This window comes from Deinococcus aquaedulcis (assembly GCF_019693445.1).
Taxonomy (GTDB): Bacteria; Deinococcota; Deinococci; order Deinococcales; family Deinococcaceae; genus Deinococcus; species Deinococcus aquaedulcis.
The window spans coordinates 1-22,206 of sequence record NZ_JAHRBL010000002.1; the positions used below are offsets into that span (position 1 = coordinate 1).

18 protein-coding genes are annotated in these 22,206 nt (G+C 67.9%); 12 read left to right on the forward strand and 6 right to left on the reverse strand.

Translation table 11 applies throughout. The annotated features are described in order from the left end of the window. The first annotated feature begins 288 nt into the window (after positions 1-288). From KMW22_RS02980 to KMW22_RS03020, 9 genes are all read left to right on the forward strand, one after another. Positions 289-1,986 (forward strand): VanW family protein, encoded by a 1,698-nt coding sequence (locus tag KMW22_RS02980; protein WP_221088552.1) that lies wholly within the window; start codon positions 289-291, stop codon positions 1,984-1,986. Positions 1,987-2,478: 492 nt separating this feature from the next. Beyond that, on the forward strand, positions 2,479-4,164 hold the full coding sequence (gene ilvB, locus KMW22_RS02985; RefSeq protein ID WP_221088553.1) for a biosynthetic-type acetolactate synthase large subunit: 1,686 nt from the start codon (positions 2,479-2,481) through the stop codon (positions 4,162-4,164). Then, positions 4,161-4,769 (forward strand): acetolactate synthase small subunit, encoded by a 609-nt coding sequence (gene ilvN, locus KMW22_RS02990; protein WP_221088554.1) that lies wholly within the window; start codon positions 4,161-4,163, stop codon positions 4,767-4,769. The genes ilvB and ilvN overlap by 4 nt, the downstream gene beginning before the upstream one ends. Positions 4,770-4,891: 122 nt before the next feature. Next, positions 4,892-5,902 carry a ketol-acid reductoisomerase gene (gene ilvC / locus KMW22_RS02995; RefSeq protein ID WP_221088555.1) on the forward strand — a complete coding sequence of 337 codons (1,011 nt, stop codon included), beginning with the start codon at positions 4,892-4,894 and terminating at the stop codon, positions 5,900-5,902. A 66-nt stretch (positions 5,903-5,968) separates the two neighbouring features. Further along, positions 5,969-7,693 (forward strand): SWIM zinc finger family protein, encoded by a 1,725-nt coding sequence (locus KMW22_RS03000; protein ID WP_221088556.1) that lies wholly within the window; start codon positions 5,969-5,971, stop codon positions 7,691-7,693. Positions 7,694-8,045: 352 nt separating this feature from the next. Beyond that, entirely contained in the window at positions 8,046-9,596 is a 1,551-nt protein-coding gene (locus KMW22_RS03005; RefSeq protein WP_221088557.1) for a 2-isopropylmalate synthase, read from the forward strand. A 119-nt stretch (positions 9,597-9,715) separates the two neighbouring features. Further along, the gene (gene lepB, locus KMW22_RS03010) at positions 9,716-10,552 is read left to right on the forward strand and encodes a signal peptidase I (RefSeq protein ID WP_221088558.1); all 837 of its coding nucleotides are present in this window, start codon (positions 9,716-9,718) and stop codon (positions 10,550-10,552) included. Positions 10,553-10,618: 66 nt separating this feature from the next. Continuing rightward, on the forward strand, positions 10,619-10,987 hold the full coding sequence (locus tag KMW22_RS03015) for a hypothetical protein (protein ID WP_221088559.1): 369 nt from the start codon (positions 10,619-10,621) through the stop codon (positions 10,985-10,987). Between the two features lie 5 nt (positions 10,988-10,992). Further along, positions 10,993-11,715, forward strand: a complete 723-nt coding sequence (locus KMW22_RS03020) for a metallophosphoesterase family protein (protein WP_221088560.1) — start codon at positions 10,993-10,995, stop codon at positions 11,713-11,715. A gap of 154 nt (positions 11,716-11,869) precedes the next feature. Here KMW22_RS03020 and KMW22_RS03025 read toward each other — a convergent pair whose 3' ends face one another. From KMW22_RS03025 to KMW22_RS03035, 3 genes are all read right to left on the reverse strand, one after another. Beyond that, positions 11,870-13,666 (reverse strand): DEAD/DEAH box helicase, encoded by a 1,797-nt coding sequence (locus tag KMW22_RS03025; RefSeq protein ID WP_221088561.1) that lies wholly within the window; start codon positions 13,664-13,666, stop codon positions 11,870-11,872. Positions 13,667-13,986: 320 nt separating this feature from the next. Then, on the reverse strand, positions 13,987-14,964 hold the full coding sequence (locus KMW22_RS03030) for a ferritin-like domain-containing protein (protein WP_221088562.1): 978 nt from the start codon (positions 14,962-14,964) through the stop codon (positions 13,987-13,989). 411 nt (positions 14,965-15,375) lie between these two features. Beyond that, positions 15,376-16,350, reverse strand: a complete 975-nt coding sequence (locus KMW22_RS03035) for an RluA family pseudouridine synthase (RefSeq protein WP_221088563.1) — start codon at positions 16,348-16,350, stop codon at positions 15,376-15,378. A 195-nt stretch (positions 16,351-16,545) separates the two neighbouring features. Here KMW22_RS03035 and KMW22_RS03040 point away from each other — a divergent pair, with 195 nt between their 5' ends. The 3 genes from KMW22_RS03040 to KMW22_RS03050 all read left to right on the forward strand — a co-directional run bounded on the left by KMW22_RS03040 (position 16,546) and on the right by KMW22_RS03050 (position 18,190). Then, the gene (locus KMW22_RS03040) at positions 16,546-16,797 is read left to right on the forward strand and encodes a twin-arginine translocase TatA/TatE family subunit (RefSeq protein ID WP_221088564.1); all 252 of its coding nucleotides are present in this window, start codon (positions 16,546-16,548) and stop codon (positions 16,795-16,797) included. 88 nt (positions 16,798-16,885) lie between these two features. Beyond that, positions 16,886-17,425 carry a sigma-70 family RNA polymerase sigma factor gene (locus KMW22_RS03045; protein ID WP_235692542.1) on the forward strand — a complete coding sequence of 180 codons (540 nt, stop codon included), beginning with the start codon at positions 16,886-16,888 and terminating at the stop codon, positions 17,423-17,425. 60 nt (positions 17,426-17,485) lie between these two features. Continuing rightward, on the forward strand, positions 17,486-18,190 hold the full coding sequence (locus tag KMW22_RS03050; protein WP_221088565.1) for an anti-sigma factor: 705 nt from the start codon (positions 17,486-17,488) through the stop codon (positions 18,188-18,190). A gap of 199 nt (positions 18,191-18,389) precedes the next feature. Here KMW22_RS03050 and KMW22_RS03055 read toward each other — a convergent pair whose 3' ends face one another. The 3 genes from KMW22_RS03055 to KMW22_RS03065 all read right to left on the reverse strand — a co-directional run bounded on the left by KMW22_RS03055 (position 18,390) and on the right by KMW22_RS03065 (position 21,951). Further along, entirely contained in the window at positions 18,390-20,159 is a 1,770-nt protein-coding gene (locus KMW22_RS03055; protein WP_221088899.1) for an ATP-binding protein, read from the reverse strand. A gap of 29 nt (positions 20,160-20,188) precedes the next feature. Beyond that, complete coding sequence (locus tag KMW22_RS03060; protein WP_221088566.1) at positions 20,189-21,232, reverse strand: DNA double-strand break repair nuclease NurA; 1,044 nt, start codon at positions 21,230-21,232, stop codon at positions 20,189-20,191. A 92-nt stretch (positions 21,233-21,324) separates the two neighbouring features. Then, a complete protein-coding gene (locus KMW22_RS03065; RefSeq protein ID WP_221088567.1) occupies positions 21,325-21,951 on the reverse strand; it encodes a cyclic nucleotide-binding domain-containing protein in 627 nt (208 codons plus the stop codon). Positions 21,952-22,206: the final 255 nt, after the last annotated feature.

The window sequence follows — 22,206 nt, forward strand, 5'->3', positions numbered from 1 at the left end:
TGTTCTTCGGGGGTCAGGACGATGTGTGGTGGACGAGGCTGGCGGGCCATGCGACACCTCCGCCCCCAGCTTCTTCCTCTCAATTCCAACTGTCAATGTTTTTCTCCATCAGACCACTAGGTGTAGGGCGCAAGGCTCCTCATCCCCTGCCCATGCCTCTTCTCCAGCCGCCCCCTGTCCAGCCCGGCCGAACCTCCGTTCCCAGCGGCCTTCATGAACCCCTGACCATGAGGGGAACGTGCGGTTTCTGCAATCGCGCGCCCGTGAACTTCCTTACACTGAGCACTGATGAAGCGCTGGGCTGGGGGACTGATGGGAGCGACGCTGGTGGGTGGAGCGCTCGCGGTGGGTGTGGCGACGCAGCCGGGGGGCACGCTGGCCCCGGGCCTGCGCATTGCCGGGGTGGAGGTCGGCGGCCTGACCCGGGACCAGGCCCAGGCCGCGCTGGCCGGGCAAGTGGCCGCCCCGCCCCAGGTCACGGTGCGGGCGGGCACGGCGCGCTGGACCGTGGACGCCGAGAAGCTGGGCTGGCAGGCCGACACCGCGCGCAGCCTGGACGCGGCGTTTGAGGCCACGGCCAGCCGCAACCTGCTGCAAAAGGTGCAGGGCCTGATCGGGCAGGCGCCCGTGCAGGACTTGCCCCTGAGCGTGACGGTGGACACCGCCCAGGCCCGCGCCACCCTGAGCGGCCTGACCGCCGCCCTGAACACGCAGCCCAAGAACGCGGCCATCTTCTTCGACAAGGCCACGAAAAAATACGCGGTCAAGCCGGGCAACCCTGGCCGCCAGGCCGACGTGACTGCAGCGGTGAACACCTACGCCGCCAACCCGGCCCAGACCACGCTGACCGTGCCGGTCAAGGAGTGGACCGCCAAATACACGGCCGCTGCCCTGCAGGTTCATGTGGACCGGGGCAACGCCCTGAACCGCTCCTTCATCGCTTCGCTGGACGGCACGGACCGCACCGGGGTGCTCAGCGCCCTGGAAGTGGCCAACCTGTTCTGGGTGCGCGAGGCCGGCATTGTGCCCGACGAGCAGACCCTGAAAGCCGCCTTTGGCCGCCTGACCGAGGCGGTGGACCGCCCCGCCCAGAATGCCCGCTATGTGCTGCAGGGCGGCAAGCTGGTGGGCACCAAGGAGCGGGCCGGGCGCGTGACCGACCGCGCCGCCGCCTACGCCCTGTTCCGCAAGGCGGTGCTGGACCCCACACAGAAAACGGTGGTGTTCCCCAGCAAGGTGCAGCAGCCCACCCTGACCCTGGCCGAACTGCCCGCCGCCGACCAGCTGCAACTGATCGCTGTGGGCAAGAGCACCTACTACCGCAGCAGCCCCGCGCGGCGCACCAACGTCGCCAACGCGGCGGCCAAGATCAACGGGGCCGTGGTGCCTGCTGGCGAGGTCTTCAGTTTCCTGAACACGCTGGGCGGCATTACCCCCCAGAACGGCTTTGTGGGCGGCCTGATCATCAGTGGCGGGCGCACGGTGGACGGCCTGGGCGGCGGCGTGTGTCAGGTGAGCACCACCGTCTTCCGCGCGCTGTACAACGCCGGGCTGCCAGTGGTGGAGCGCAATCAGCACTCGTACCGCGTGGGCTACTACGAACCCCAGGTGGGCTTTGAGGCCGCCGTGTACGACCCGGGCCTGGACCTGAAGCTGAAAAACGACACCAGCGGCCCCATCCTGATCAAGGCCGTGAACAACGACGCCGCCAGCACCCTGGAAGTGCAGGTCTGGGGCATCAAGCCCGCGCGCACGGTGACGGTTAGCCCGGCTGTGATCACCGCGCGCATTCCGCACCCGGGGCCGCAGTATGTGGTCAACCCGGCCCTGCGCCCCGGCACCGTGCGGCAGGTGGACTGGGCCGCTGACGGCTACAGCCTCTACATTACCCGCACCATCAAGGAAGGCGGCGTGGTCCGCACCGATCAGGTCAAGACGGTCTACAAGCCCTGGCGCGCGGTGTACGAAACCGGCCCGCGCGGGTAAGGCGGGGGTGGGGGAGAGGAGCGGCCCAGGTGGCACGCTCCTCTTTTCGTGGGTCGAGGGGTCGAGCCGTCGAGAGGGTCGAGAAAGCCTGGCCGGCAGTGCTCGACGCCCCGACTTCTGGACCCCTCGACCTGTGAAGCGGTTTTACAACCGGACAGCCCGCTGCCCATTCCCACCTCTCGACCCCTCGACCCTTCACCCCACCCCCTGCCGCCTCACGAACGCCCGTTTGTTCCCCACGCTGGAACGCCCAGGCGTCTAGACGCACCTTGCAGGCCCCTCAATGCGCCGCCTATGGTGGAGCCATGAGCGCGAAGATCGTGATCGTAATTCTTAGCACCGGGGGCACCCGAGGCTAGGTTGCGTCACCGCTTCGCCCACCCCCGCCCCAGATCAGGGCGGGGGCGCTTTTTTTCAGGAGGATCAGGCATGGGTTCAGAGCACGCGCCAGCGCAGCACGCACCGCACCTTTCCGCACCGCAGCGGGGCCAGATGAACGGAGCCAAGGCCCTGTGGGCCACCCTGGCCAACCACGGTATTTCCACGGTGTTCGGCTATCCCGGCGGGGCGATCATGCCGGTCTACGACGCCCTGACCTTCTACCCCGAGGTGCGCCATGTCCTGACCCGCCATGAACAGGGCGCGGCCCACGCGGCCGAGGGCTGGGCCAAGGCCACAGGTGAACTGGGCGTGTGTATGGCGACCAGCGGTCCCGGCGCCACCAACCTTGTGACTGGTCTGGCCGACGCCATGCTGGACAGTGTGCCGCTGCTGGCGATCACCGGCAACGTGGCCAGCCACCTGATGGGCACCGACGCCTTTCAGGAAGCGGACATCACCGGGATTACCCTGCCCATCACCAAGCACAATTACGTGGTGCGCGACGTGGCCGAGCTGCCGCGCATTGTGGCCGAGGCGATTCGCATTGCCCGCTCCGGGCGCCCGGGACCAGTGCTGGTGGATATCCCCAAGGATATTCAGCTGGCGGCTTTTGCCGGCCAGATCCCGGCGCCCCAGGCCCGCCCCGAAGCCCCCGCCCCCAATCCCGAGGCCCTTGCGCGGGCCCGCGAGCTGCTGCGCGGCGCCAAGAAGCCAGTGATGATGGTGGGGGGCGGCAGCCTGGACGCCGCCGCCGAAATCACCGCCCTGGCCCGCGCCTGGGACATCCCGGTGATCACCACCCTGATGGGCCTGGGCACCTTTCCCGCCAGCGATCCGCTGTGGCTGGGAATGCCCGGTATGCACGGCTCGGTGGCGGCCAACCGCGCGATCAGCGAGGCGGATGTGCTGCTGGGCCTGGGCCTGCGCTTCGATGACCGGGTGACGGGCCGTGTGAGCGGCTTTGCGCCCCACGCCGCCATCATCCATGTGGACCTGGACGCTGCCGAGATCGGCAAGATCGTGCGCACCCATGTGCCGGTGCGCGGCGACGCCGCCCAGGCCGCCCGCCTGCTGGCCGAGGGCGCCCAGCCGCTGCCCCGTGCCGAATGGCGCGCGCAACTGGACGCCTGGAAGGCCCGCACCGAGACCCCTGGCCACTGGGGCGCGGGCTACGCTGTCAAGGCCGTGGTGGACCGCCTGCGCCCCGACGACCTGCTCTCAAGCGATGTGGGCCAGCACCAGATGCTCGCCGCGCAGCTGGCCCGTTTTGAAAAGCCCCGCCGCTGGATCAACTCGGGCGGGCTGGGCACCATGGGCTTTGGCCTGCCCGCCGCCATTGGTGCCGGGATGGCCGAGCCTGGGGTGCGCTCGGTGGTCATTGCCGGGGACGGCGGCTTTCAGATGACGGCCCAGGAACTCGCCACGCTGAAGATGTACGACATCCGCAACGTGAAAATCTGCATCATCAACAATTCCTACCTGGGCATGGTGCGCCAGTGGCAGGAACTGTTCCACGAAAAGCGCTACTCCGAGGTGTGGCTGGGCGACTCCAACCCCGATTTTGTGAAGCTGGCCGACGCCTACGACGTGCCCGCCTACCGCGCCAGCACCGCCGAAGAACTGCCCGGCGCCATAGACGCGTGGCTGGCCAACCCCAAGAGCGCCCTGCTGGAAGTCGTGGTGCCGCACGAGCACGGCGTGTTCCCCATGGTCCCGGCGGGCGCCGCCCTGTCCGAGATGATCGAAACCGAGCCGGCACGCCCCGGCGCCCCCACCCCGGAGGCAAGCGAAGCATGACCCCCGAGCAGCCCACGCCCGACCACCTGCTGTCCATCCTGGTGCGCGACGAACCGCGCGTCCTGACCCGTATCACCGCTCTCTTTGGCCGCCGGGGCTACAACATCAAGAGCCTGTCGGTGGGCACCACCGAGCACCCCGGCGTCTCGCGCATGACCATCGTGGTCAGTGGCGACCGGGGCGTGGTGGAACAGGCCATGCGCCAGCTGGAAAAGCTGCACGACGTGGTCAAGATCATTGACCACAGCCTGGAAAAATACGTGGACCGCGAACTGGTGCTGGTCAAGGTGGCGATCAACCCCGAAACGCGCGTGGAGGTGCGCCAGATCGCCGAAGACTTCCGCAGCCGCATTGTGGACGTGGGCCGCCACGCCCTGACCTTCGAGGTGACCGGCGACGAGGGCAAGATCACCGCTTTCATTGAGCAGCTGCGTCCGTTCGGCATCCTGGAAACCATGCGCACCGGCCGCATTGCCCTGACGCGCGGCAGCAACGCCGATATTCCGGCCCACGTCTACCACCCCGGCGAAACCCAGACCCTCCAGCCCGTGCTCTCCGCCGAACCCCGCGAGGAACGGGCGCGCGAAGTGCCGAATCTGTTTTAGAGGAGGGTTGATGGTCGAGAGGTGATGGAAAAGGCCCATCACCATCAACCTTCAACCATCAACGGTCAACCTGCTCTAGTCCACAATCCCACCCAGCTCACGTTCTATAGGAGAATTCCCCAATGGCTGCGAAGATGTACTACGACCGCGACGTGTCCACCGCCCCCATCGAAGACAAGCTGATTGCGATCATCGGCTACGGCTCGCAGGCCCACGCGCACGCCCAGAACCTGCGCGACAGTGGCCTCAATGTGGTGGTGGGCCTGCGCGAAGGCAGCCCCAGCCGCGCCAAGGCCGAGCAGGCGGGCCTGCGCGTGGCGAGCATTGAAGACGCCACCCGGGAAGCCGACGTGATCATGCTGCTGATCCCCGACGAGCAGCAGCCCAAGGTGTACGCGCAGAGCATCGCCCCCCACCTGCAAGACGGCAAGGCGCTGGCGTTTGGGCACGGCTTTAACATTCACTTTGGCCGGATCACGCCGTCCGCCGGGGTGGACGTGTTTCTGGTGGCGCCCAAGGGCCCCGGTCACATGCTGCGCCGCGTCTACGCCGACGGGGCCGGGATGCCCGGCATCTTCGCCGTGCATCAGGACGCCACCGGGCAGGCGCGCGAGATCGCCCTGGCCTACGCCCGGGGCATTGGCTGCACCCGCGCGGGCGTGCTGGAAACCACCTTCAAGGAAGAAACTGAAACCGACCTGTTCGGGGAGCAGAGCGTGCTGTGCGGCGGCGTCACCCACCTGATTCAGGCGGGCTTCGAGACGCTGGTGGAAGCCGGCTACCAGCCCGAAATCGCGTACTTCGAGACGCTGCACGAGGTCAAGCTGATCGTGGACCTGATTTACGAGAAGGGCTTTGGCGGCATGCGCCACTCCATCTCCAACACCGCCGAGTTTGGTGACTACGTGACGGGCCCGCGCATCATCACCGCTGAAACGAAGGCGGAAATGGGCCGCGTGCTGGCCGACATCCAGCAGGGCAAGTTCGCCGAGCGCTTCATTGCCGACGCCGAAGCGGGCTTTCCCTTTATGGAGGAGCAGCGCGGCAAGATGCGCGACCACACACTGGAAGTCGTGGGCCAGGACCTGCGTGACAAGATGCCCTTTATCAGCAAGAAGGCGCTGGAAGTTTAAGCCGCTTCGCCTTGGCCGGCCCCCGCCCGCTGTGGCTGGGGGCCGCATTCTTTATGCTGGGCCCACATGGTCGAACTCTCGGTGAACGCGGCGCGGGCCCATGTGGGAGCCCAAGAGTGGCGCAAGGGGCAGCCCTACGTGGCGGGCTTGACGGCTCTGAGCGCCCAGCCGGACGGCGACACGGTGACCCTGAGTGGGGTCGCCCGGGGCCAGGAGCGCTACCGCGTGCAGGCCACCGTGCGCGCCGGAGCGGTCGAGGCCGCCCACTGTTCCTGCCCAGTGGGCGGCACAGGCGGCTGCAAGCATGTGGCCGCGCTGCTGGCCCGCGCCGCCGGGGCGCCAGAGGACTTCGAGGCGTGGCCGGATCTAGACGTCACGCTGGCCGCCCTGAGCGCCGACGAGCTGCGCGCCCTGGTCCGCCGGCTGCTGCGCCGCGAACCGGACCTGACGCGGCTGGTGGTGGCGGGCGGCTCCGGCGCAGGGCTGGCCGGACAACTGCAGGCCGCCTTTGCGCAGATTGCGTACGACCCCGAGGCAGACTGGGAAGGCGAGGGTCCTGACCTGAGCGACGTGTGGCCGCTGGCCGAGGAGTTAAGCCGCCTGGGCGAGACCCCCGGTGCCGACCCCCAGGCGCTCCTGAACGCGGCGGTGGCCCTGCTGGACGGCGCCGCCGAGCTGCAGGACGAGGACTACGGCGTGGAACTGCACGACCTCGCCGCCCCGGCCCGCAGTGCCCTGCTGCGGCTGCTGGCGCGCGAGCTGGCTGAGGACGTGCGCTCGTCCGCCCACGACGCGTTGCACGAGGCCGCCGAATTCGGCTGGAGCGCCGCCGAGATTGCGCAGGAAGGACAGGCAGACCTGTTCGCCGCGCTGCCCCCCGAGGACCGCGCCCTGACCCTGGGGTTCCTGCAGGGCCTCCTGGACGCCGAGGGCCGGGCCTACCGCCGCCAGGAGCTGGCGCGGACCCTGGGGGTGCTGGGCCAGCTGGGCGCGGGCGAGGTCACCCCCGAAGCCGAGGTGGCCCTGGCCCGCGCGGCAGGCGACCTGGAAGGGCTGGTGCGCCTGCTGCTGACCCAGGGCCGCCCGGCGGACGCCGTGGCCGCGCTGGGCGAGGGCCCGCGCCCCGTCCCCCCCCAGCAGGTGGAAGCCCCGTTCCGTGAATTCGGCCTGCTGGACGCGCTGGAAGCCCACGCCCGCGCCAACCTCCGGGTGTACGGCGCCCGGGCGTGGCTCTACGGACACTTCCGCGAGACCGGCCGTGACGCCGATGCCCACACCCTGGCCCTGGACGCGGTGCTGCACGGCACCGGCGACCACCCCGATTTCACCGCGTCCTTTCTGCCGCGCGATCTGGACTGGCTGGCGGCCCTGAAAGCGGTCAGCCCCGACTGGCCCGCCGACCGCGAAACGCTGATTGATCACTGGGCCCAGCAGCGCGTGAACCTGGGGCGCCTCGTGCTGTTTCTGCTGCAGGAGGGCCTGGGCGAGCGGGCCCTGCCCGTCCTCAGGCGCCAGAAGGCTGACCCGCTGCGGGTGCTGGGGCCCCACCTCGCCACGCGCCTGGCCCTGGCGCTGCCGGCAGCCGAGGCCAAACCGCTGCTGCTTCAGGCCGCCGCTGCCCACATTCAGGGCCGGGGGCGGAAGCACTACGCGGACGCCGCTGGGGCCCTGCGCTCGGCCGCGCCGCTGCTGGGCCACGAGGAAGTGCGCTCGGCGGCCCGGCTGTTCGTGCAGGAATACCCCACCCTGCGCGCGCTGAAAGAGGAACTGACCCGGGCGGGGCTGCTCTAAGGCGCTCGCTGTTGATCTTTAGATCAACCGAGCGGGCTGGAACAGCTGCGTCGCAGAGCGAGAAGCGAAAAAAGTGCCTCGCCCCGAGAATGGAAACGTTTCTGCGCTGTTCTGAAACGTTGCAATGGGAGAGGCGAGGCACTGAGGCTGCCTCCCCTAACGCGCGTTTGCATTAGACAACCTGCGCGGCCCTGGCCGGGGCCCCCTTACGCTGGGCCTATGTTCGCGTTTGGCCTTCTTCTTGCCCGTCCTCCGGTGGAGTGAGCGGCCAGACAGATACGGCCAACCAAGCCCCCAGAGGACACCCCTCCGGGGGTTTTCGCTTGCCTACCTTGCCCACAGGAGCCCTGCCATGACCCAGCCGCACCCCACCGCCCGCATCCGCATTTTCGACACCACCCTGCGCGACGGGGAACAGTCGCCCGGCGTGGCCCTGAACCACGCGCAGAAACTGGAAATTGCCCACCAGCTGGCCCGCATGGGCGTGGACGTGATTGAAGCCGGGTTTCCCATCGCCAGCCCCGGTGACCTGGAAGGCGTGTCGCGCATTGCCCGCGAGGTCCGGGGCCCGGTCATTGCCGGCCTGGCCCGCGCGAACCGCACCGACATTGAAGCGGCGGCCAAGGCGGTGGAAGCCGCTGAAAAGGCCCGTATTCACACCTTCATCGCCACCAGCCCCATTCACATGGCAAAAAAGCTGAACCTGGAACCAGACGCCGTGGTGGAGCGCGCCGTGCAGGCCGTCACCTACGCCCGCAGCTTCGTGGACGATGTGGAATTTAGCGCCGAGGACGCCACCCGCAGCGCCCCCGAGTTCCTGATTCGCATTTTCCAGGCGGCGGTGGAGGCTGGGGCCACCACCATCAATATCCCCGACACCGTGGGCTACACTACCCCCGATGAGATCCGCACGCTGTTTGCCCGGATTCGCGCGGCGCTGCCTGGGCACGTCATCCTGAGCGCCCACTGCCACGACGATCTGGGGCTGGCGGTAGCGAACTCTATCGCGGCGGCCGAGGGCGGCGCCCGGCAAATCGAATGCACCGTGAACGGCATTGGCGAGCGCGCCGGCAACGCCAGCCTGGAAGAACTGGTGATGGCCTTTCACACCCGCAAGGACCATTACGGCCTGGAGACCGGCATCCGCACCCGCGAGCTGTACCGCGCCAGCCGGCTGGTCAGCCGCTTAAGCGGGATGCCCGTGCAGCCCAACAAGGCTGTGGTGGGTGACAATGCCTTTGCCCACGAAAGCGGCATTCACCAGGACGGGGTGCTGAAGGCGCGCGAGACCTACGAGATCATGAATGCCGAGCTGGTGGGGCGCGAGGCCGCCGTGCTGGTGATGGGCAAGCACAGTGGCCGCGCCGCCTTCCGCAAGGCCCTGACCGACCTGGGGTACGCCGACCTGCCCGACGACAAGGTGCAGCACCTGTTTGCCCGCTTCAAGGACCTGGCCGACCGCAAGGGCCAGATCTACGCCGACGACCTGCGCGCCTTGGTGGAAGCCCGCAGTGACATTCCGCAGACCTTCACCCTGGAAGGCTTTCAGATCACCAGCGGCATGAACATGACCCCTGTGGCCTTCGTGCGCTTGAATACCCCCGACGGCCCGGTGGACGCCACCGCCCACGGCGACGGGCCTGTGGAGGCGGCCATTCAGGCCATCAACCGCATCACGCAAATTACCCCAGAACTGGAAACCTACCGCATTCAGGCGGTCACGGGCGGCGGGGACGCGCTGGGCGAGGTCAGCATTGGGGCGCGCTACGGCGAAACCAGTCTGCACGGCACTGGCGTGGCCACCGATGTGGTGGAGGCCAGCGCCCGGGCGTGGCTGCGGGTGATCAATCAGGTGGTGGCGGGCATGGGCAAGACGCGCAGCATCACCCAGACGACACCGTGAGGTGGCAGATGAAGGGGAAGCCCCGCTGGACTTGAAGGGCCCTCCTTTGGCCTGTGGGCGACCAGGCGCTGCTGAGGTTCCGCCTTGCAGCGCCCCGCAGGCCTCTACACTGACCGGGCATGTCCATCCTGCCCCTGCCTGATCCGTATCCCCGGCGGCCCTTCGTGGCGGGCCTGCTGGGGTTTGCCCTGGGGCCTCTGGGTTTGCTCTACACCAGCACGTTGCTTGCGATTGGTACGGCCGCGCTGCTGTTCGTGGCGTGGCCGTGGTTGTTGGGCGCAGAGTGGCGCCTTTGGGCTGCTCGCGTGGCGTTCGGCCTGCTGGCCTTCCTGTGGGCCGAGTACCAACCGCCCATGAACGGCTGGCCACGCCTGCTCCGGCTGGACCGCCCAGGCAAGCGCAAGGCCCTGCTGGTAGGGTTGGGACTCGTTGCCGCAGGCCTTGGCCTGTCGCAACTGGTGACCTATACCCGTACGTCCAGCCCTGTCATGCTGCCCACGGTTGCGCCGGGCGAATTTGTACGGGTACAGCGGCGTTTTGACCGGCAGCAGGCCGTGCAGCGCGGGACTCTGGTGGTTTACCGAATTCCTTTTTCCGGGACACAGGCCCTATCGCGGGTGGTGGCCCTGCCCGGCGACCGCGTGGAACTGCGCCGCGCCCTGCTGTATGTGAACGGTCAAGTGGCCGACGATCCGGCGCGCATCCAGGCGCTACGCGCTGCGGGTTGCATGGAGGAGGCGCTGCCACTGAACAATGAGGCGCAGATAGGTGAGGCGGGAGCTGTGACTGTACCGCTGGATCACGTTTTTGTGCTGGCCGATAACCGAGCGGATCTGTTTGAAGATTCCCGGACTTTTGGTCCGGTAGCGTTAGACCAAGTGGTGGGACTGGTGCAGGCAAACCGGCGACCCTTGACACTGACTTCAGCGCAATGCCGTCTGAAGCCTCTGCCTTAAGAGGGGTAGGAACGTTAAGCGGCTGGGTCCAGGCCTAACTTCACCTCGCCGTGGCAGCATAGCGGGGTGAATCCTTTGCTTCTGCGCACCGCCCTGATTACTGGCGTCGTGATCGGCCTGCTGAATATCGTTTTTGCCGCGCTGGATTACGGCCTGGAAAACCTGCCCCTGTGGTTTTACGCCGCGCAACTGCTGCTGCTCCCTGCCATGATTCTGCCCATGCGGTACTTTCCGCAGGCGTCGGGCACCCGTGACTTTCTGCAGCGCGCGGGGCTGTTCGCCCTGGGCTGGGCCGTCCCGTTTGCGATCTACAAATTTGCCCACGATGTCCTGAGCCCGGTCTTTGATCCGGTGGCGTCGCTGATTTCGTATGTGGTGACGGTGCTGCTCTTCTCGCTGATCTTTGCAGCAATCCGGCGGCCCAAGGCAGGCTGAGGGGCGTGCGGCTGGCCATTCTGGGTGACGTGCACGGCAACGCCTTCGCGCTTCAGGCGGTGCTGGACGACCTGCGCGCTTCGGCGCCCGATCTGGTGCTGAACCTGGGCGATACCGTCTGGGGCTGCGCTGACCCGGCCCGCGCCTGGGCACTGCAACAGGAACACGCGCCGCCCAGCGTGCGCGGCAACACGGACGAACGGGTCGCGGGGCTCAGAGCGGGCAAGGAAGAGATGCGCTCCTGGCTGCGTGCGCAGTTGCCTGACAGGATAGGAGAGACGCTGGCGGCCCTGCCCACCTTCATGGATGTGGCGGGGGGCGAGGTGCGCGTCGCCCACGGTTCCCCCCGCAGCCCCTGGGAAGACCTGATGCTCACGGAAGACGGCCGGTCTACCCGCCCCGCCCACTTCGCCGAATTGCGTGAGCGCCTGGGTGACTTTGCCTATGACAGGGGCGGCCGCGTGTGCGTGGTGGGGCACACCCACCGCGAGATGCTGAGTGTGGTGGACGGCGTAACTGTGGTGAATGCCGGCCCCGTGTCGCGCCAGAAAGACGGTCTGCCCCTGGCACGCTGGGTGGCGCTGACCCGCCGCGCGGGCGTCTGGACCCCAGAATTCCGCCGTGTTCCTTATAACGTGCAAGGTGCAGTGGCCTGGGTCCAGCAGCATGGACCTGATCGGCAGGCCGAGCACGAGGCCCAGTGGCTCAGCGCCGGCCGCGAACCCTGAGCGAGCGGCTGAACAGGCAGGAAGAGACGGGCCACTTTCCCCTAGGGAGCAGCCTGCACCTTGAGGCTCGCCCTGATGGTTGTGCTCCACCCAGGGGCTCGCATCCAAGAAAAGACCCCCTCCAAATCGGAGGGGGCCTTCTCTGGTCTGTCGCTTACCGGCCCGAGGGCACGAACTCGCGGTCAGCGAAGTCTTCGCGCTGGCGCGGGCCACGGTCATCGCGGTCGCGGCTCCAGCGGCCCTGACCGCCGCGTCCACCGCCGCCGCCCTGGCCGCCCCGGTTGCCGTAGCCACCACGGCCGCCGCCCTGGTAGCCACCGCCCCGGTTGCCGTAGCCGCCGTCCTCGCGGTCACGGTAGCCACGGCCACCCTGGTAGCCGCCGCCGTCGCGGCGCTCGCGGGTGGGCTGCTCGAACAGTTCGGGCAGTTCCTGGGCCACTTCCACGCCCACTTCGCCTTCCAGCGGGCTGGCGGCCATCAGCTTCTCCACGAACTCGCTGGGCACGTCGGCCACAGCGCCGCCGCGCCACTGGCGCACCTTGCCCAGGCGGCGGGTGTCAACGTCGGTGGTGCGGGCCAGCAGGGCCACGGCGCGCGCCACGCTCATGCGCTCGGCGTGCAGGATGATGGTGGTCAGACCCTCTTCACCGCTCAGTAGGCTGGCGGCCTTCACAGGCTCGGTCACGCCGCTGATCTTGGCTAGGGCGCGCGCCAGGGCTTCCAGGCCCAGTTCGCTGAACAGCTTCTCGGCCTCGGCCTGGAAGTTGGCGGCGGCGCTGGCGTCCACCTTGCGCACCATGTCGGCGCTGGCCCGCGCGCTGGCGGCGGCCACTTCCTTGGGGGTAGGCAGGGGGCGCTCGGTAAAGCGCACGCCAGTCACGCGCTCCAGGCCGGCCACTTCGCGGTTCTCGCGGTCACCGTACATGATGATCGCGGTGCCGGTGCGCCCGGCGCGGCCGGTGCGGCCCGAACGGTGCACGTAGCTTTCGGGGTCCTGGGGCAGGTGGTACTGCACCACAAGGTCCACTTCGGGGATGTCCAGGCCGCGCGCCGCCACATCGGTGGCGACGAGCACGCCCACGCGCCCGCTGCGGAAGGCCCCCAGGGCCCGCTCGCGCTGGCTCTGGGCCAGGTCGCCGTGGAGCGCCTCGCTTTCAATGCCACGGTGAATCAGCTCGTTGGCCAGTTCATCGGCCTCGCGCTTGGTGCGGGTAAACACGATGGCCTTTTCGGGGTTGTAGACAGTCAGCAGGTCGGCCAGCACGCGGGTGCGGGTGCGGCCCACCTTCACCTTCAGGTGCTCCACGGTCTGGGCGGCCTGGCTCTTGCCCTCGCCCACCATGTCCACGACTAGAGGGTCATTCAGGTACTTGCGGGCCAGACGGTTGATGTCGGCCGTCAGCGTGGCGCTGAACAGCAGGGTCTGGCGGGTTTCGGGGGTCTTTTGCAGAATCGTTTCAATCGCGTCGGCAAAGCCCACCGAGAGCATCTCGTCGGCCTCGTCCAGCACGGCGAACTGCACGTCGCTCAGGTCCAGGTTGCCGCGCTCCAGGTGGTCGATCAGGCGCCCGGGGGTGCCCACCACCACGTCCACGCCACGGCGCAGAGCGTTTTCCTGCGGGCCGTAGGCGGCGCCGCCGTACACGGTGACCGTCGAGAGGTGCGCGCCGCTCTTGGAGAACTCCTCGGCCACCTGCTTGGCCAGTTCGCGGGTCGGGGCCACCACAATGGCGCGCGGCAGGCGGGCGCGCTCACGGCTGGCTTCCAGCTTGGAGAGGATCGGCAGGGCAAAGGCCAGGGTCTTGCCGGTGCCGGTGCGGGCGCGGCCAATCAGGTCGCGGCCCTGCAGGGTGTGGGGAAGGCTGGCTTCCTGAATGGGGCTGGCTTCGGTGATGCCACGTTCGGCGAGACGCGCCGCGAGTTCGGGCGCAATCAGTTGATCAAAGTTCATTTGTCGTCCTTTCGGGAAAGTCCCCTGCAGAACTCCAAACGCCTTCAACCCTGAAAGCTCGTCCTTGAAAGTGGGGGCACTCTCCAGCCGCGTCGGTAAGTCCGGCGCGGCGCACGAAGAAAAATCATACAGGGCTGGAGGAAAAAATGCAAGCCACACAGCGCGCCAGTCGTGGGTTACTTCTGATGGCCAACCTATGAAAACCGCTGGGGCTCTGGAAGACGATCCAGCGCTCTGTTTCCCGCTCCTCTTGTTCTAGAAAGAACAGACAACCGCTCCGGGTACCACGTCCCGGAGCGGCTGAAGGGTTAAACGGTCGCTTAGAGCGCGAGGATGGCCGAGAAGTTGCCGCTCAGACCGTCGGGGAAGAAGCCCCCTTGGGTCTTGGTGCCACTCGTGTCGAGGAAGACGATGTTGGCCACCTGACGGGGGGTGCGGCTGAACGCAATGCCGTTAATGTCGGTGGGGACAATGTTGGCGCTGCGGGCCGGCACGTTGGGGTTCTGGTTGTTGGCGGCATTCGCGCTCAGGCCCTGGTCACGGTCATCGCTGCCGTCCACAGCGTCGCGCAGGTTGCTGATGGCCTGCACCACCTGTTCCACCGTCAGGCCGGCGGCGGCCTGCTGAGTGCGGCGGTTGTACAGCTGCGTGCGTACCGAGCCCGAGTGGTAGGCCTCGACGGCCAGAATCCCGGCCGCGTTCTCCAGGTTACCGCCCGCGCTGTCGTCCACCAGCAGGCGCGCGGCGCCCTTGTAGGCCGTGACACCCACGTCCTCGAAGATAAAGGCGCCGTGCAGGAAGAACAGCTCGTTGGCAAAGGGGTTGAAGTTGGTGATGACGCCGCCCGAGGCCGCGCTGCCAGCGGCCTGGAAGGCCGGGCCCAGGTCCAGGCGGGGCTGGGGTACGGCAACGCCGCCCAGGACTTTGCGAATCACTTTGACGTGGGCGAGCTCGTCATCGGCGATCTCGTGGGCCATCGCCAGCATGTCGCCGGTCAGGCCGGGGACGGCAACGCCGCCGCGTCCGGTAAAGCCAGCGGGCAGGATGACCTTGCTGGCGTCGCCGCCTGCAGCCGTCAGCTCGTCGAGCCGACCCACGGCCGCCAGGTAAAAGGCCGCTTCCAGGTACTCAAGGTTCAGGGCGAAGTTGAAGATGGTGGCGTCCAGATTGGCCTTGGCCGGATGGGTGGCCAGGACGTTGGTGCAGCCGCTCAGGACGGCGCCTGCGCCCATCAATCCGGCGGCCCCGAGGAACTTGCGGCGGGTGCTGTGGCCTGCGGTGCTGTTGTCACTGCTCATGGTGGAAACCTCCGGGAATAGGAACTGAACCAGAACGCTGGAAAAGAGGGTCAACCGTGGGCCCGCCGCTGGGTGGCCCCAGGTGGGGCCGCAGCGCGCTCGTTTGCCTTCACCGCAGGTGTATGCAGCGCCAGTCCGGTCGGATCAGTGGTTCCTCATTTCATGAACAAGCCATGAACATCTGGGGCAGGTCTCTGGCTACGCGGCGACCTCCTCCGGCAAATCAGGCCGGCCAGTCGCAGGTGGGCCTGCGCGGCGGTGCGGGCCCTGGGTGCAGAAAAAATTCGGTGCACAGGAAAAGAACGCAGCACGGGGGGCGCCCTGAGCCCATGATCCGCCCACCCATTCTGGAAGGCGTGAGGGTCGGAAGGCCCTGCGCAGGGGCTGTTGCTGGGCCGCTGGGGCCTGCTCTCAGTTCTGGGTTGGCGCCTCGGCCTGGGCGGGCCACTGGCCCCCCAGAGAAATCCATGCGCTGAGCAGGTCTTCTGGTGCAGGGGCGTGCAGGTGCAGGGCCTCGCCGGTCACCGGATGCGGCAGGGTCAGAAAGTGGGCGTGCAGGGCGTGGCGGCCGATCAGGGCGCTCTCGCGGCCATACACAGGGTCACCCAGGATGGGACTGCCCAGATGGGCCAGATGTACCCGGATCTGGTGGGTGCGCCCGGTGCGCGGCTGGGCCCGCACCAGCGCCAGGGTGCGCCCGTGGCCGTCCGGGCAGCGGGCCAGCGGCGTGAACAGCGTCTGGGCCTCGCGCGCATTGGCGCCGCCCACCGTCATGCGCTGGCGCTGCACCGGGTGGCGGCCAATGGGGGCGTCTACCCGCACCGCTTCCTCGGCGCGCCAGCCCCCGGCGGCAATGGCGAGGTACACCTTTTGCGTCTCGCGCGCCTTGAACGCCTCGGCCAGCCGGGCGTGGGCCGCCACCGTCTTGGCCACCACGATCACGCCGCTGGTGTCGCGGTCCAGGCGGTGCACGATGCCGGGGCGGTAGCCGTCCGGGCCGTCAAAGCCACCCTGCTGGGGCAGGCTCATGCGGCCCAGCAGGGCGTTCACCAGCGTGCCGGTGCTCACGCCCGGCGCGGGGTGCGTCACCATGCCGGGCGGCTTGTTGATGGCAATCAGGTGCTCGTCCTCATACAGCACGTCCAGCGGCACCTGCTCGGGGCGCACGGTGGCGTCTGGGGGTGGCGGGGGCGAAACCAGCAGCGCCTCGCCGCCGCGCAGCTTCAGGCTGGGCTTGGTCACGGTCTGGCCGTCTACCTGCACGTGCCCCCCCTCTATCCACCCGGCCACCTGCGAGCGGCTGGCCCCGCTGAGGCTGGCCACCACAGCGTCCAGGCGGCCTGGAGTGGCGGCAAACGGCAGGGCAGAGGCGGGGCCTTCGGTCACGGGGCGCAGTGTAGCGCCCGGCCCCAGTACGGCGCCCCCGGGCTGGTGGGGAGGAGGGCAAGGCCACTCATCTGGCCTTGAGGTGACCTTGACCCCTGGCGGGGGCAGTCATCCAGACAGAGCCGGGCGGCATAGAGCTGATCAGACCGGGTCTCACCACTGGCCCGGCGCTCGACCAACCCTGAGGAGGTTGCTATGCCCAATCTTGGACCTGCTGAACTGATCGTGATTCTTCTGGTGGCGCTGGTGGTCTTTGGCCCACGCAAGTTGCCGGAGCTGGGCAAGAGCCTGGGCCACGGCCTGCGTGAATTTCGCCGGAGCACCCAGGGCCTGAAAGAAGACCTGGGCATGGGGACCCCAGCCGCTGCACCCACGCCCCCAGCGGCGCCGGCCGCCGTGCCTATGGCCGCTCGCGAGATGGCCGTGGCTGAGGAAGTCAGAGGATAAAGCCCGGTTCATGAGCGCTCTCTAATGCCTGGGCTGTGTGCTGGCGCACTGCACAGGGGGGTGGACCTGTTACTCTGACCGGGCTCTCATGACGCCCTTTTCTTCCGATCTGCCTGATGAGGCGCTTATCCACGCCATGGCCGGGCGGCAGGAAGAGGCGCTGCAGGAACTACACCGCCGGTATGCCCGGCTGCTGTACGCCCTGGGTCGCCGCATGCTTCAGCAGCACGAGGATGTCGAAAGTTGCGTGCAAGACGCTTTTTTTAATGCTTGGCGACACGCGGGGCGCTTCGATCCGGCGCGGGCCAGTGCCAAGACGTGGCTGGTGAGCATTGCCCACCACCGGTTCCTGCAGGAACTGCGCGACCGCCCAGACACGCCGCTGGAACTGGAGGACTGGGACGCCCCCACACGCAGCCCGGACCCCACCGACCGTTTGATGGCCGAGCAGGCTGTGGATGGTCTGGAGCCGCATCACCGCGAACTGGTGGAATTGGCGTACTACCGGGGGTTTACGCACAGTGAGCTCGCCATTCTGACGGGTTTGCCTGTGGGTACAGTAAAATCCCGGCTGCGCTCTGCGCTGGACCGCATGCGCGTCGCCCTGACCCGGGCATCTGGTGCCTGAGGGCCCACCCTGCTGGTTCAAGGCATCCAAGGAAATCCATACAAAGACAGGTGAACTGCTGTGAACGTCAACCGTGAAGATCTGGTCAGTCTGGCGCTGGGGCTGCTCAGTGCCGAGGAGGAAGCGCGCCTGCGCGCCGCCCTCGACGCTGATCCAGCCCTGCGGGCGGCGTACCGTGAGGACCTGGAGACCTTGCACCGCCTCCCCGACACCTTGCCCCCCGCCGAGGTGCCTGAGGGCGCCCTGGAGCGCCTGATGGCCCGCGTTTGGGCGGAAGGGGCGCAGGGGGGACCCGCGCCGCTGCCGCTTCAAGGGCCAGCCGACCCTGCGCCAACCCAGGTGCCGCCCCCCACGTCCCGTCGCCGCCCGTTGGGGCCGGTGCTGGGAGGACTGGCGCTGGCGGCGGCCCTGGCAGCAGGTGTGCTCCTCCTGCGCCCCGCGCCGCCGGCTGATCTGCTGAGCGAATTCCGCGCGGTGCCTGGCGCGGTCGTGACCACCCTGGCCCGAGAAGGTGCCCCCGCCGGCCAGCTGGTGCGCCTGCCTGATGGCCGCGCCTATGCCCGCCTGAACAGTGCGCCGCCGGAAGGCCGGGTGTATCAGCTGTGGCGCCTGGAGAATGGCCAGCCGGTCTCGGCGGGCGTGTTCAGCGGCCAGGACATCCAGTGGCAGGGCGCGGCAGCTGGGCAAACGGTGGCGATCAGCGTGGAGCCCCCAGGCGGCAGCCCCCAGCCCACCACCACGCCCCTGCTGGTTCAGCAGCTATAAAACGATTTCCGGAAGAAGGCCGTCACGCAGACGGCCTTTTCTTGATTGGTGGGCCTTGTAGGGCAGTGGAACAGGGCTAAAACGGATATGCATTGCTGGGCGCCGGGTAACCATCCCGTTCAGTGCTGGATGGTTCGGACAAAGACAGCCGCCTGTATAAACGGCTGTCCTTGCGTGTGGGTCCGGCCCCCACTTCGCTTCACCTCAGCCAGTCTTCGGCCACATCCTGCGCGGCGCGGCCTCCCAGGTCGTCCACCTCGTCCTTGCGGGTGGCCCAGGCCGGGAAGGGGTAATTGACCAGCACCGGGTTGGGCACGTCCGGCTGGCTCACCAGCATCGTGCCGGGCTGCAAAATGCCCGCGCGGCTGCGGAAGCTCTGGGGCAAGAAGCGGTATTCGGGGCGCTCGGCTTCGGCCAGGTCCAGGCGGCCCACCACACGGATGGCGGCGTTGGACACGATGCGCCGCTCCACCTCGCTGGCGGTCTGCTGCGCGCCGATCAGGATGATGCCCAGCGAGCGGCCACGTTCGGCAATGTCCAGCAGCACGTCTTTAATAGGGCTGTGGCCCTCGCGGGGCGCGTACTTGTTCAGCTCGTCCAGCACCACGAACACGGTGTCCTGGCGGCCATATTTCTCCTTGTGCTCGAACAGGGCGCGCAGCAGCACGCCCACCACGAAGCCCTGGGCGTGGGCTCCCAGCTTGTGAATATCCACCACGCTGGTCTGAATGCCCTTGCGCAGCAGGTCCGGGCGGTACTGCGCGGCCTGCTGGGCGCTCAGGTCCCCGCGAACCAGCGGCGAGAGGTGCTTCTGCACGCCCCGCAGCCGGCGAATGAAGGCGCGCAGGGTGCCCTGGTTCTGCTTCAGCACCCATTTGGGGTCGCCCTCGCCGTCGTTCTGCTCCAGCAGCTTGTATTCCAGGTAGGCAATCAGCTGCGAAAAGGTTTCGAGGCGCGTCTTGCCCAGTTCGTCGAAGCGCACGGCTTCGTCCAGCAGCACGTCCTGGTCAGGGTCCCAGTCCTCCACGGTCAGGTAAGGAGCCGTGTCAGTGCCGGCCAGCCGGGCCAGCTTCTCCTCGATATTTCCAATGACGAACCCCAGGTTCAGACTGCTGGTCGCATCGGAAAAGACGTAGGGCAGCATGCGCCCGGCCGCGAACTCGCGCAGGGTGAACACGAAGGGCACCACGCCCCCGGCGCGCTGTTCCACGTCCGGCACGATGGCGCCGCCCCCGGGCTTGGGCGGGGCCAGAAACTGTACGTCGCGGAACGGTTCCACCGGCAGGCCCAGCCGGGCGTAGCGGCCCTGTCCCCAGCCTTTGCGGGCCTGCACGCCGCCTTCTTTTTCGGCGACGCGGCGGTTGGGCTGGTCCAGAAACAGCAGGTCCTCGCCCTTCACGTTAAAGATCAGCGCGCGGGTGTTGTGGCCCTCGCCGCGCGTGTTCAGCACGCCGCCCCGGAAGATGGAGTGCAGCAGGAACAGCGCGTAACTGGTCTTGGTGGCCACCCCGGAAATCCCGCTGATGTTGATGTGCCCGCCGGACTCGCCGTTCACGAACTGATAGTTGACCGGCAGCACCTGCCCGTCGGCCAGCAGGCCCCCGGCAAAGGCGTGGTCCATCTTGTCGGCGCTGAGGGCCAGACGCAGGCTCTCGCCCGTGGCATGGCGCACTTCATCGCCGGGCTGGGGCGGAATGAAGTCTTCGGGGTCCACGCGCGTGACCAGCACCCGCGCCGCGTAGCTGACACTGGCCGGTAGCAGGCCTGCCACCACGTCCTGCACGTCGCTGTCGAAACTCACCCCCTCGTGCCGGGTGCGCACATGGTCCACGATGCCGTAAAAGTGGACGGGCGCGCCGTTGGGCTTGCGGGTCTGCACGGCCACCAGATCGTCCATCTGCACGCTGGCGCCCGGCAGCACCGAGAACCAGAACGAGACTGGCGTGGCGTCTTCGGTGCCCAGCACCATGCCAATGCGGCCACCGCCCTCTGGGGTGCTCACGCCAGCACCTCGCGCCCCAGTTGCGTGGCAATGTGCGCGCGGATGCGCCGGGCCACGAGGTCAGAGCTGCCCATCGCCCGGTTCATGGCGTGTTCCAGCGCGGCGGTGGGAATCAAGTTCTGCGGCGCGCGGGCGTCCTTGTGCGCCTTGCTGCCCAGGCGGCACAGCAGCGTGCCCGACAGGTTCGCCACCTCCTTCACGATGGGCGGCAGGAAGTCCGGTTCTTCCGGGGCGTACATCTCCAGGCGCATCACGCCGCTCATGGGGTGCTGGTAGAACTCGGCCTCGCACAGGCGCACGTACCATGTAAAGCGCGTGGTTTTCCCGGTCTCGGAGGTGAGGTGCATGATGGGCGTGCGCTCGCCCGGCCTCAGCTGACCCAGCAGGCCCACGCGGTCGGGGGGCAGGTACTGGGTTTGCATGGTTTTCACGTAGCCCACCACCGCGCCGCCGAAATTGGTGGCCCGGCGCAGGGTGCCGTCCTGCAGGGTCAGGGCGCTCAGGGCCTCGCGGTCATCCTGCTCGTCAAAGGGCACCGCCGAGGCCAGCCCGTGCGAAAGTTCCTGCTCTTCCTGCAGCATCACGCTCTGCAGCTTGTGCAGCGGCGCCAGGGGCTCGGGGCCATCGGTGGGGATGGGGCGGTATTCCAGTTGCCCGGTGTGCGGGTGGCGCGGCGAGAGGGTGCAGGGGTCCAGCCGCAGGTCTGGCGCATGGGCCAGCAGCCGCCCGGCCCGCACCGACAGCAGTTCGGCCTGCCGGGTGCCGTGCGGGCACAGGCTCACGGCGCCCACCACGTAGGCCCCGAAGCCCCCTACACCCGCGCCGCCGTGGCCGTCTTCCACAAACACGCGCGACTCCATGCGGCGTTTGCCGTCCACCACGTACACGGTGCGTAGCCCCGCCGGCAGGGGGCGCGCGCCAATGGCCGCCCAGCGAGGGGTCTCAATATCAATCAGGTCGCCGCCAAAGGTCGCCAGCCCCAGTTGCCCACTTTCTATGTCCACCGGCCAGGGGTCCAGACGAATCCGCATGGGGCGCATTCTACGCGCCGGGCAGAATGGGTGGGCCGTAAGGTGCCCCGGGCACAAGCAAGCGCCGCCCCCAGAGGAAGCGGCGCCGCGCAGGATGAGGCTCAGCCGTGGTAGCCGCTGAGCAGCCGCAGGCCTTCTTCGTCGGTCAGGGTCAGGCAGCGGTAGGCGGGGCTCAGGAGGCCGTCATCGCGCATCTCACCGATCAGCTTGCTCACGCTTTCGCGGGTGGCGCCGGTGCCCTCGGCGATCAGTTCGTGGGTGGCGCGCACAAAGCGCGTGCCATCGGCGTGCTGGCCGCCCAGGGTGCTGTCCGCCAGATTCAGCAGGTAGCGGGCAATGCGCTCGCGCAGGTCGCCGTCCTGAATGTGCACGCCGTCGGTCATCATGCGCTGCAGTTGGGCGCCCAGGCTACGGGTCAGGTCCCACAGCTCGCCCACGCTGAGGTGTTCGGGGTGAATGGGGGTCAGCACGGCGTCGGTCAGGGCCACCACCTGATGCCCTCGCACCTGCCCTTGCAGGCACTCCTCGCCAAAAATGTCGCCGGGACGGATGTGGCGCACCGTCAGGTTGCGGCCCTGGGGGGTCAGGCGCACCGCGCGCATCAGGCCGCTGTCCAGGCGGTAGAGGCTCGGCGCACTGTCGCCCGCGTAGTACAGCGTCTGCCCGCGCCGCACAGTGCGGTGCAGGTCGGCGTGAATGGTCTGGGTGGCGGTGGCAACGTAGGTCATAGGCGCTCCTGAAGGGTGGGCGGGCGGCAGAGGGGGCGGCGAATTGAGCGCACTGTACAACCCTTGTACAAGGTTGAAACGTTCTCGGAACACAATTTAAAAAGTCAACTAAACCTGTTCGTGAAGCGGGAGGTTCAAGGCAGTTTGACATTCCACCTTTCGTCATTGGTCAGCTGTGGGCCGCGCCCACCCTTGACTGTTCTTTTAGAGTTCGCTCAAGGCCGAGTTGAGGAAACTGGGGCGCCACCATTGACT

Coding starts and splice junctions, on each gene's coding strand:
- KMW22_RS03005 (WP_221088557.1), top strand. CDS start 8,046: ATGACCCAGCCGCACCCCACCGCCCGCATCCGCATTTTCGACACCACC.
- KMW22_RS03065 (WP_221088567.1), bottom strand. CDS start 21,951: ATGACCTACGTTGCCACCGCCACCCAGACCATTCACGCCGACCTGCAC.
- ilvC (WP_221088555.1), top strand. CDS start 4,892: ATGGCTGCGAAGATGTACTACGACCGCGACGTGTCCACCGCCCCCATC.
- KMW22_RS03030 (WP_221088562.1), bottom strand. CDS start 14,964: ATGAGCAGTGACAACAGCACCGCAGGCCACAGCACCCGCCGCAAGTTC.
- lepB (WP_221088558.1), top strand. CDS start 9,716: ATGTCCATCCTGCCCCTGCCTGATCCGTATCCCCGGCGGCCCTTCGTG.
- KMW22_RS03040 (WP_221088564.1), top strand. CDS start 16,546: ATGCCCAATCTTGGACCTGCTGAACTGATCGTGATTCTTCTGGTGGCG.
- KMW22_RS03060 (WP_221088566.1), bottom strand. CDS start 21,232: ATGCGCCCCATGCGGATTCGTCTGGACCCCTGGCCGGTGGACATAGAA.
- KMW22_RS03055 (WP_221088899.1), bottom strand. CDS start 20,159: ATGGTGCTGGGCACCGAAGACGCCACGCCAGTCTCGTTCTGGTTCTCG.
- KMW22_RS03025 (WP_221088561.1), bottom strand. CDS start 13,666: ATGAACTTTGATCAACTGATTGCGCCCGAACTCGCGGCGCGTCTCGCC.
- KMW22_RS03000 (WP_221088556.1), top strand. CDS start 5,969: ATGGTCGAACTCTCGGTGAACGCGGCGCGGGCCCATGTGGGAGCCCAA.
- KMW22_RS02980 (WP_221088552.1), top strand. CDS start 289: ATGAAGCGCTGGGCTGGGGGACTGATGGGAGCGACGCTGGTGGGTGGA.
- ilvN (WP_221088554.1), top strand. CDS start 4,161: ATGACCCCCGAGCAGCCCACGCCCGACCACCTGCTGTCCATCCTGGTG.
- ilvB (WP_221088553.1), top strand. CDS start 2,479: ATGAACGGAGCCAAGGCCCTGTGGGCCACCCTGGCCAACCACGGTATT.
- KMW22_RS03045 (WP_235692542.1), top strand. CDS start 16,886: ATGACGCCCTTTTCTTCCGATCTGCCTGATGAGGCGCTTATCCACGCC.